General features: G+C 69.1%; 9 protein-coding genes and 1 pseudogene. 6 read left to right on the top strand and 4 right to left on the bottom strand.

The genetic code is table 11. The features are described 5' to 3' along the window. Positions 1-770 (bottom strand): annotated as a pseudogene (locus tag ACIBI5_RS52860) (hypothetical protein); the annotation flags it as partial. Between the two features lie 160 nt (positions 771-930). Here ACIBI5_RS52860 and ACIBI5_RS52855 point away from each other — a divergent pair. Then, entirely contained in the window at positions 931-1,323 is a 393-nt protein-coding gene (locus ACIBI5_RS52855) for a hypothetical protein (protein ID WP_397259199.1), read from the top strand. A 110-nt stretch (positions 1,324-1,433) separates the two neighbouring features. Here ACIBI5_RS52855 and ACIBI5_RS52850 read toward each other — a convergent pair whose 3' ends face one another. From ACIBI5_RS52850 to ACIBI5_RS52840, 3 genes are read right to left on the bottom strand one after another with little or no spacing between them, the layout of a single operon-like run. Continuing rightward, positions 1,434-1,907 carry a hypothetical protein gene (locus tag ACIBI5_RS52850; RefSeq protein WP_397259197.1) on the bottom strand — a complete coding sequence of 158 codons (474 nt, stop codon included), beginning with the start codon at positions 1,905-1,907 and terminating at the stop codon, positions 1,434-1,436. 15 nt (positions 1,908-1,922) lie between these two features. After that, positions 1,923-2,543 carry a 2'-5' RNA ligase family protein gene (locus ACIBI5_RS52845; protein ID WP_397259195.1) on the bottom strand — a complete coding sequence of 207 codons (621 nt, stop codon included), beginning with the start codon at positions 2,541-2,543 and terminating at the stop codon, positions 1,923-1,925. A gap of 12 nt (positions 2,544-2,555) precedes the next feature. After that, a complete protein-coding gene (locus ACIBI5_RS52840; RefSeq protein WP_397259193.1) occupies positions 2,556-4,022 on the bottom strand; it encodes a helix-turn-helix domain-containing protein in 1,467 nt (488 codons plus the stop codon). 242 nt (positions 4,023-4,264) lie between these two features. Here ACIBI5_RS52840 and ACIBI5_RS52835 point away from each other — a divergent pair, with 242 nt between their 5' ends. The 5 genes from ACIBI5_RS52835 (at position 4,265) to ACIBI5_RS52815 (ending at position 6,898) form a co-directional block, all read left to right on the top strand. After that, a complete protein-coding gene (locus ACIBI5_RS52835; RefSeq protein ID WP_397259191.1) occupies positions 4,265-5,098 on the top strand; it encodes an SAM-dependent methyltransferase in 834 nt (277 codons plus the stop codon). A gap of 246 nt (positions 5,099-5,344) precedes the next feature. Further along, positions 5,345-5,713 (top strand): hypothetical protein, encoded by a 369-nt coding sequence (locus tag ACIBI5_RS52830; RefSeq protein ID WP_397259189.1) that lies wholly within the window; start codon positions 5,345-5,347, stop codon positions 5,711-5,713. A 44-nt stretch (positions 5,714-5,757) separates the two neighbouring features. After that, the gene (locus ACIBI5_RS52825) at positions 5,758-6,117 is read left to right on the top strand and encodes a hypothetical protein (protein ID WP_397259187.1); all 360 of its coding nucleotides are present in this window, start codon (positions 5,758-5,760) and stop codon (positions 6,115-6,117) included. Positions 6,118-6,120: 3 nt separating this feature from the next. Next, positions 6,121-6,519, top strand: coding sequence for a hypothetical protein (locus tag ACIBI5_RS52820; RefSeq protein WP_397259185.1), 399 nt, complete (start codon positions 6,121-6,123; stop codon positions 6,517-6,519). 172 nt (positions 6,520-6,691) lie between these two features. Beyond that, positions 6,692-6,898, top strand: a complete 207-nt coding sequence (locus ACIBI5_RS52815) for an FxLD family lanthipeptide (RefSeq protein WP_397259183.1) — start codon at positions 6,692-6,694, stop codon at positions 6,896-6,898. The last annotated feature ends 26 nt before the right edge of the window (positions 6,899-6,924 follow it).

The raw sequence follows: 6,924 nt of genomic DNA, 5'->3' as shown, positions 1-6,924 counted from the left end.
AAGTCCCGGACAGCGACCGCCATCACGCGGGCGGCATAGTCGTGCTCGCCATCCTTGCTGAGGGCGGTGCCGACCCACAGGCGGGCGCGGGAGCGCTCGCGCAGGGAAAGGCGGTCATCGACGGCAAGGCTCTCGTAGGCGTGGGCGGCCTGGCCGAGGTTGCCAGACATCTCCGTGACCACGGCCAGCGAGAGGTCGAGCTGGGCGACACGGCGGGGAATGTCGAGCTGGGCGAAGATCGAGCGGGCGTCGCTGTAGTCGCGCCGGGCCGACATCGGGCCGAGGAGCGCGCCCTGGTCGCGGCGTAGGTCGCCGAGCAATGCCGTGGTGCGGCCGTACAGGTAGAGGCCGCGGTCGTCGAGGTCTCGCGAGGGCCAACGGTGCTGCCATCGGGTCAGCAACTGATCAGCGAACGCGAAGGACTGCCTGCTGAGCGCCACAATGACGCGAGCCAAGTCATCGTCCCAGGTTTCGTACTCCCACAGCCGCGGGCCGCTCGTCGTGACGCGCGGCCCGAGGTTGGCCGCTTGGGCGAGCTCCGACAGGAGCGTCTCGAACCGCAAGTGAACAGTGGCGTCCGCGCGAGACAGTGCAACGTCGAGGATGGCCTGGGTGTCCGGACGGGGGACGGTCTTGGTGCCGAGTTGCTGCCACGTGGTCACCGTGCGGACGGCCACCCCGAGGTACTCGGCGTAGGTGCGAACGCTCATGCGCAGGGCCCGGCCGAGCGCGTACGCCTCCAAGCCGGTCCACTGATGAACGGTCGCCACGCTTCGCCCTCCCTCTGCCACTGAGAGAAACACACGCGACCGACGCGGTGGTGCGCAACTGCCACGGAATTGCCACACCGCTTCATTCCCGGGACCCGGCCGCGCAGCGACGCTGAAGAGCGTGAGAAAGCCGCACCCTTCGGGGCAGAGGAAACCGCTCGTGGTTGAGCCCCTCACCGAGCAGCGTCTCGTGCCCAGCCCATCCGTCTACGGCTACATCCAGGTGTCGGGGATCTCCCCGGCACGATGCGCTGCTCTGACTTCCGCGATCGCCGCGTTCTGTGAACTGCACGAACTTCAGCTCGCGGGCATGTTCCCCGAGCGTGATGCCGCAGAGCATTCCCCCGCCTTCGTCGGACTGCTCGATGTGCTCGCCCTCCCCGCCACCTATGGCTTGGTGGTGCCGACGCTGAGCCATCTAGGACCTCGCGCGGCATTGGTGGCCGCGCGCGCGAGGGAGGTCCAGGCGATCGGCGTGCGACTCCTCACCATCCGGGCCACGCCGGTACGGCGTTGCCCGCCGTGCACCACGGCGACGGCCTACTCGACATGACCGAGGTATCCAGGGGCGCCCCTGATGGCCATGAGGTGCCAGAGTCACCATCATCGGTGATCTGCCATCCGGTGCGCGCTCATGATTGCCTTTTGACCCAGGAGACTCGCTCAGCGCGTAGCACCATCTGGCCAGAAGATGCGGACCGGGAGTCCTCGGCGGTGGGCGGCGGCGACGACGTCGGCGGTGCCGCCGAAGCCGCGGGCGGGCAGTCCGTCCCAGACGGCCCACAGTTCTTCGGCGAGTTCAAGCATGCGCTCGGAAGCGGCCTGGTGGGCCTCGCTGGTGGACTCGACGAAGTCCACCGCGTGGACCAGGGTGGCAGCGTTGAACAGCGTGTCGTAGCCGGGCCAGTGCTCGACGGGCAGCCCTGCCCGGTACTCCTGGGCGGGGACCACAACTTCCAGGTTTCCGCCCGTGTCGAGGACGGCTCGGGCGAACAGGGTGTCGGCGCCGTCGGCGATGCACGACAGGCCGGTGACGTCCTGGTCGTCGAGGTCGGCAAGCGCGTCCCGGATGAGGCGATCAACCTGCTGCTCGACAGCGGTCGGGAGGCCGCGGTGTCCGCTGACGGCGATGCGCATGTTCAGAGCGCCCGTTCAGACTGCGCCCAGCGGGATGGATGCGAACGGCTCCCATTCGTACATCTGCCGGTCCCGGCCGAGCACGATGAGTTCCGCGTTGTCGATGCGGGCCACGGCAGGGGCTGCGTCGACCGCCTGGAGGGCTTCGTTAATGGGGGTGGCCTCGCCGGTGGAGTTGCTGTAGGCGATGGACACGTGGGCGGCGAACCTCTCCTCCTGCTCGGGGACGGTCGTCCATACCTCAGCGATGGCCTGGCGGATGGCCAGCCGTACCGCCGCCGCTGGCCCTGGGGGTTCGGCTTCCCAGCGGATGGCCTCCGGCGTGATGCCGGGCCGGTCGAGCTTGAGCTCGAAGGCGGGGATCTCCGCAAGACGGCGGGTGGCCGCATCGACGATCGCCCGCACGTCCTGCTCGCTCACTTCGTCGATGAAGCCGAGCCCTTGCATGGTCAGGTGCAGCCACTGGTCGGGTATCAGGTCCAGGCCGTCGATGCCAGCGAGTCCTTGCCGGTAGGCCGCGGCAAGGCGGTGGACATCGGTGGCGTTCTGGAAGGTCAGGTGCCAGGTGTAGAAGCGGCGTCCGACCCGCCAGCCGGGCCGCCACCACCAGTGATCTGCCATCCGCTGCTCGCTCATGGTCACCTTTCGTCAGGCTGTGTCTGGACCGGGTCCGAGGGCCAAAGTACGTGGCAGGGCATGGGCATGCCACGCCTCGATGTCGGTTTGGAGGGCGCGGCCGGGACCGCTGCCACCCAGTGGGGAACGGGCCACAGAGCGCCCGAGTTCGCTCAGACGGCGGTTCACCGTGTCCAGGCGCCGCTCGGGCAGCAGGGCCAGGACGGGCCGCAAGGCGTCCAGAGTGCCGTCAGGCTGGCCGAGGGCGAGGTGGGCGAAGCCTTGCGAGATGTGGACTTGGGCGATGGTGCCGTACGGCTGGCCATGGCAGTCGGCGAGGGCTGTCTCGGATTCTCGCAGCGCAGCGGCAGCGTCACCAATGCGGGCCAGCACCGCGGCGTTGTAGTTGGCGCGGCGGAAGTCGAGGCAGCTGAACAGGCCACCGATCTCGTCGCCCCCCGTGTGCTGGCCGCGGGCGTCGGCGGCGCGTTCGAGGGCGGCGCGGGCTTCGGTCCCGGCGCCGAGGGTGGACCAGGCGTCGGCTTCCTGGCAGGCCAGCAGGATCGTGGCAGTGCCTTGGGGATGGTAATCGGCGCCGCGGCGGGCGTAGCCGATGGCGTCGCGCAATCGTCCGTCCCAGAAGGCGATCTTGCTGCGGGTGGACAGCACCCAGGCCCGCAGGTCGTTGTGTCCGGACAGCTCCGCGCACAGCCAGGCGGTGCGGGCTTGGGTGTCGGCTTCGCGGATCTGGCCCAGGTCAGAGCTGATCCAGGCCAGCAGCGCGCACAGGTAGCCGGCGGCGGCGTACAGGTCGGCGCTCTGACGCGGGTATTGGCGGCCTTCCAGCAGGGCGAAGACCCGGTCGCGCAGCGAGCGCGTCTTGGTGAACACGGTGAAGGGGTTGTCGGCCAGATAGCTGAGGGCCAGTTTGCGGATGTCGGCCAGGAGCTGTTCCAGCGCGAGGTCGCCGATGTTGGAGGTCTCGGCCCACAAAGCCCAGGTGGCCGACTCGGCTGCGGCATGTTCGACCAGTTCGGCCACGTTCAGGCTGGGCGGGGGAGTCTCGACCGGCGGCGCAGGGACGGTCTTGGGCTCAGCGGGCTGAGGCCCGCTGAGCAGCAGCAATTCGTCCTCGCGCAGCTCTTGCCGGTCGTCGAAGTCGAGCAGCTCGTCGATCTGGCAGCCGAACACCTCGGCGAGCAGGGCCAGGACCCGGATGGTGGGACGCCTGCCGCCGTGGGGCCACTTCTCGTACTTGCCCATCAGCGATGCGTCGGTGGCCAGCGCCACGCCCGGATGGGCGGCCGCCGCGGCGTCGACTCGGGCCGCGAGCTGTTGCAGGGTCCAGCCATGCGCGTGCCGCCACGCCTCGCGCGGCCGGTATCTCCAGCGGGACCGCATTTCGGCGACGAGGTCGGCCGGGCGGCCACCGACCGCGCGCAGCTGTTCGCGAAGCGCTTCGCGCTCGGCCCGTGAGCCCGTCTTGGGCGTTACGGCCATGTGTGCTCCCGGCGGGGATGGGACTTCCCTCCTCACAGTAGCTTCGCGGCTCCCGGATTGGCCTTGCCCGGCTCCGCTCTCCTGTCCATAAACCCGCGACGTTCCAGCCGTTTCCGCAGCTCAGCGCATCGGCTCACGGTCCGGAAAACATGGTCACCACGGACCGTGACCCGCCTGCTCCGGATTGGGATGGTGGACCTACACCCTTCCAACCGCCCGAACCTTCTCGGCGAAGGACCCCGATGACGAGTGAACGCGAAGCCAGCACGCCAGCGCCCGCAGTCGGCGCGCAACCCACCATCGCGCGCGTCTACGACTTCGTTTTGGGCGGCAAGGACAACTTCGGCACCGACCGGGCTGTATTGGCTGACCTCCTCGGCATTCTCCCCGAGCTTCAGGGGGCTGCCTTGGCCAACGCTGCCTTCGTCCCCCGCGCGGTCCAGGCTGTCGCCGAGCAGGGCGTCCGTCAGTTCCTCGACCTCGGGTGCGGCCTGCCTAAGGCGACCTCGGCCACGGTCCTGGCGGCAGCGCAGCAGTTCCAGCCACAGTCGCGCGTGGTCTATGTCGACTCCGACCCGCAGGTCGCCGTTCACGGGCGAGCGCTGCTGGGGATCGAGGGCCAAGCGATCATGGTGGAGGCGGACGCGCGCGAGGCGGAAGTCGTCATGCGCGAGGCGGTCGGCCTTCTGGACTTTCGCCAGCCGGTGGCGGTCATCGCCGCCGCCGTCGCGCACTTCTGGCCAGACGACGACGAACCCGCCGCTGTGCTACGCCGCTACACCGAGGCCCTGCCCGCCGGCGGGTTCATCATCTTCACCCACGCCCGCGGGGATCTGCTGCCCCCCAACGTCCTGGAGAAGGCAGTAGCCGCCTACGGGGAGGCCGCGCCCATCTTCCCCCGCACGGCCAGCCAGATCGCCGACTTCCTCAACGGCTTCGACCTGCTTGAGCCCGGCTTGGTCGAAGCGTCCCAGTGGCGTCCACCGCTTGGGCCTCAAGACGACGTCCTCAAGGCACAGTTTCTCGCCGCGGTGGCCGCCTTCGGCCAGCCGCCAGGAAGAGCGGATGCCTCATGACGGCGCCGTGGGAAGTCGGCGACGAACCTTCGGCAGAGGGCACGTGGGGAGCCCTTGTGCCATCCGCGCGACCGGGGAGCATCCGCCCCCCGCCCGATCGCTGGGCGGCGGGCAGCGCGCCGACGAGGCGGCGCGCGGCCCGTCGCCCCAAGCCCCTGCTCCTGACCACTCGCCATCGGAGGACCAGCACCCATGACACAGCCTGCGCTCGTACCAGCCGTACCCACTCCGGGTCTGTGGCTGGAGATGGAGCTGGTATGGAGCAGGAAGCTCTGTGCCTTCTACCTCGGCCCGCACGCCGTCGCGCCGTTGATGGCCGGCGATCTCGGCACGCTGCGCGCGGCGGAGGTTCTGGTGGAGTGGGTGGTACACGAAGACGTCCGGCCGGAGCCGGTGCACCTCAACGACCGCTCGGCGCCCGAAGCCAGCCGCCCCGCCCAGGGTGAAACGGTCCGCTTCAGCGGCCACGACCACGATGATCAGCTTCTCCGTCTCTGCCAGGTCTGGTACGCGCAATCTGGCGAGGGGGGCGGTGAGGGTTCTGTGGGGACCGCAGGTGCGATAGGCCGTGGTCGTGGCGGCTTCGTCCCGCGCCAGCGGACGGAGGCGGCATAGTGACCGGCCCCGCTCGGCCTTCGTGGCGCGTCTATGACCACATCGTGCGTGTGGAGTTCTCCGTCGCGGCTGGCCAGGACGCCCGGATAGTCGCATCGGAAAGGCTTGGCCAGGTTAGTCGTCAGCTCGCCGATCACGTCCGAGCGGACGAGCTAGAGCTGTGTGACCAGGACTTCGAGATCGCCTATGTCGGCCAATCGGGCAAGCCCAGTTCGCGGGAGGAGGCTTGTGGAGGCACCGCCTGGCTCAAGTCGCAGACCAGGCGCCAGAGGGTCAAGCGCAGTGGTGTGGTGCCCGCCCCGGTCCCTTCCGATCCGGGCGGCCTGCTGGAGGAGTTGGCCGCCGCGCGGACCGATGCGGCGTTCGGGGACACCGTGTCGGCCGTCGACGTGGCGAAGGAGTAGCGCATGCTTCCTGAGCTCTCCCAGCTCTCCAGCTATCTGCCCGTTGCCCCGGTGTCGCGGCACGAGTTGCTTGTCCAGCTCATTTTCGAGGTCGTTCCGGATCGAGGACCAGCGGAGTCGGCGAGGGTGGCGCTCACCGAGCTGGGCGAGCGCGTGGCTCGCGAGCTGGAGTCGCGGGGGCGGGAGATGGCGGAGCCCAGACGCATGGAGATCCGCTACTTCGGCGGGCAGGCCGACCAGTGGATGGCCTGTCTACCTGGTGAGGCCGCTTGGGGTGCCGTCTTGATCCGGGTGAGGACCAGGCCAGTCGCTGAGCCGGTTCAGCCCGCCTTGGATGCGGCTGACCTTCCCCTGAGGTATCAGCTCCGGCAGCTCGTCCTTCCTGCTCTGGAGGCCCCATGATCCGTTGGCGCTCACACCACACCCAAGACCTTGTCCCGGCCGCTGGTCGCACATCGTTCTTCCCGCCTGTCTGGCGGGAGATGTGGGTCGTGGCCGGTCGAGGAGGAAGACGGAGGCGGGCAGCAGGTGCCCACACTTCGCGAACCCCCATCGCAGGACAGGAGCAGACGTCATGAGCACTCTGACCATCGAACCGACTACGGAAGAGGCGGACGGGGTTGCCCGCGTGGACGAGAGCGTCAGCGCGGAAGCGGCGTTCGACCCGTTCAACCTCGACATCAGGCTCGTGGAGCACACGCCGGCGGCCAATACCTCGCTGCGGTGCGGCACTGGTGACACGTGCGGCAGCTCCTGCCCGAGCGCCTGCACGACGTCGTAACCCCCACCGGCCCAGGTCCCCTCTCG

The sequence above is a fragment of the Nonomuraea sp. NPDC050540 genome, assembly GCF_044457485.1.
Classification (GTDB): Bacteria; Actinomycetota; Actinomycetes; order Streptosporangiales; family Streptosporangiaceae; genus Nonomuraea.
Note: the sequence above shows the minus strand (reverse complement) of the source record. Positions and strands in the feature narration are given on the sequence as shown.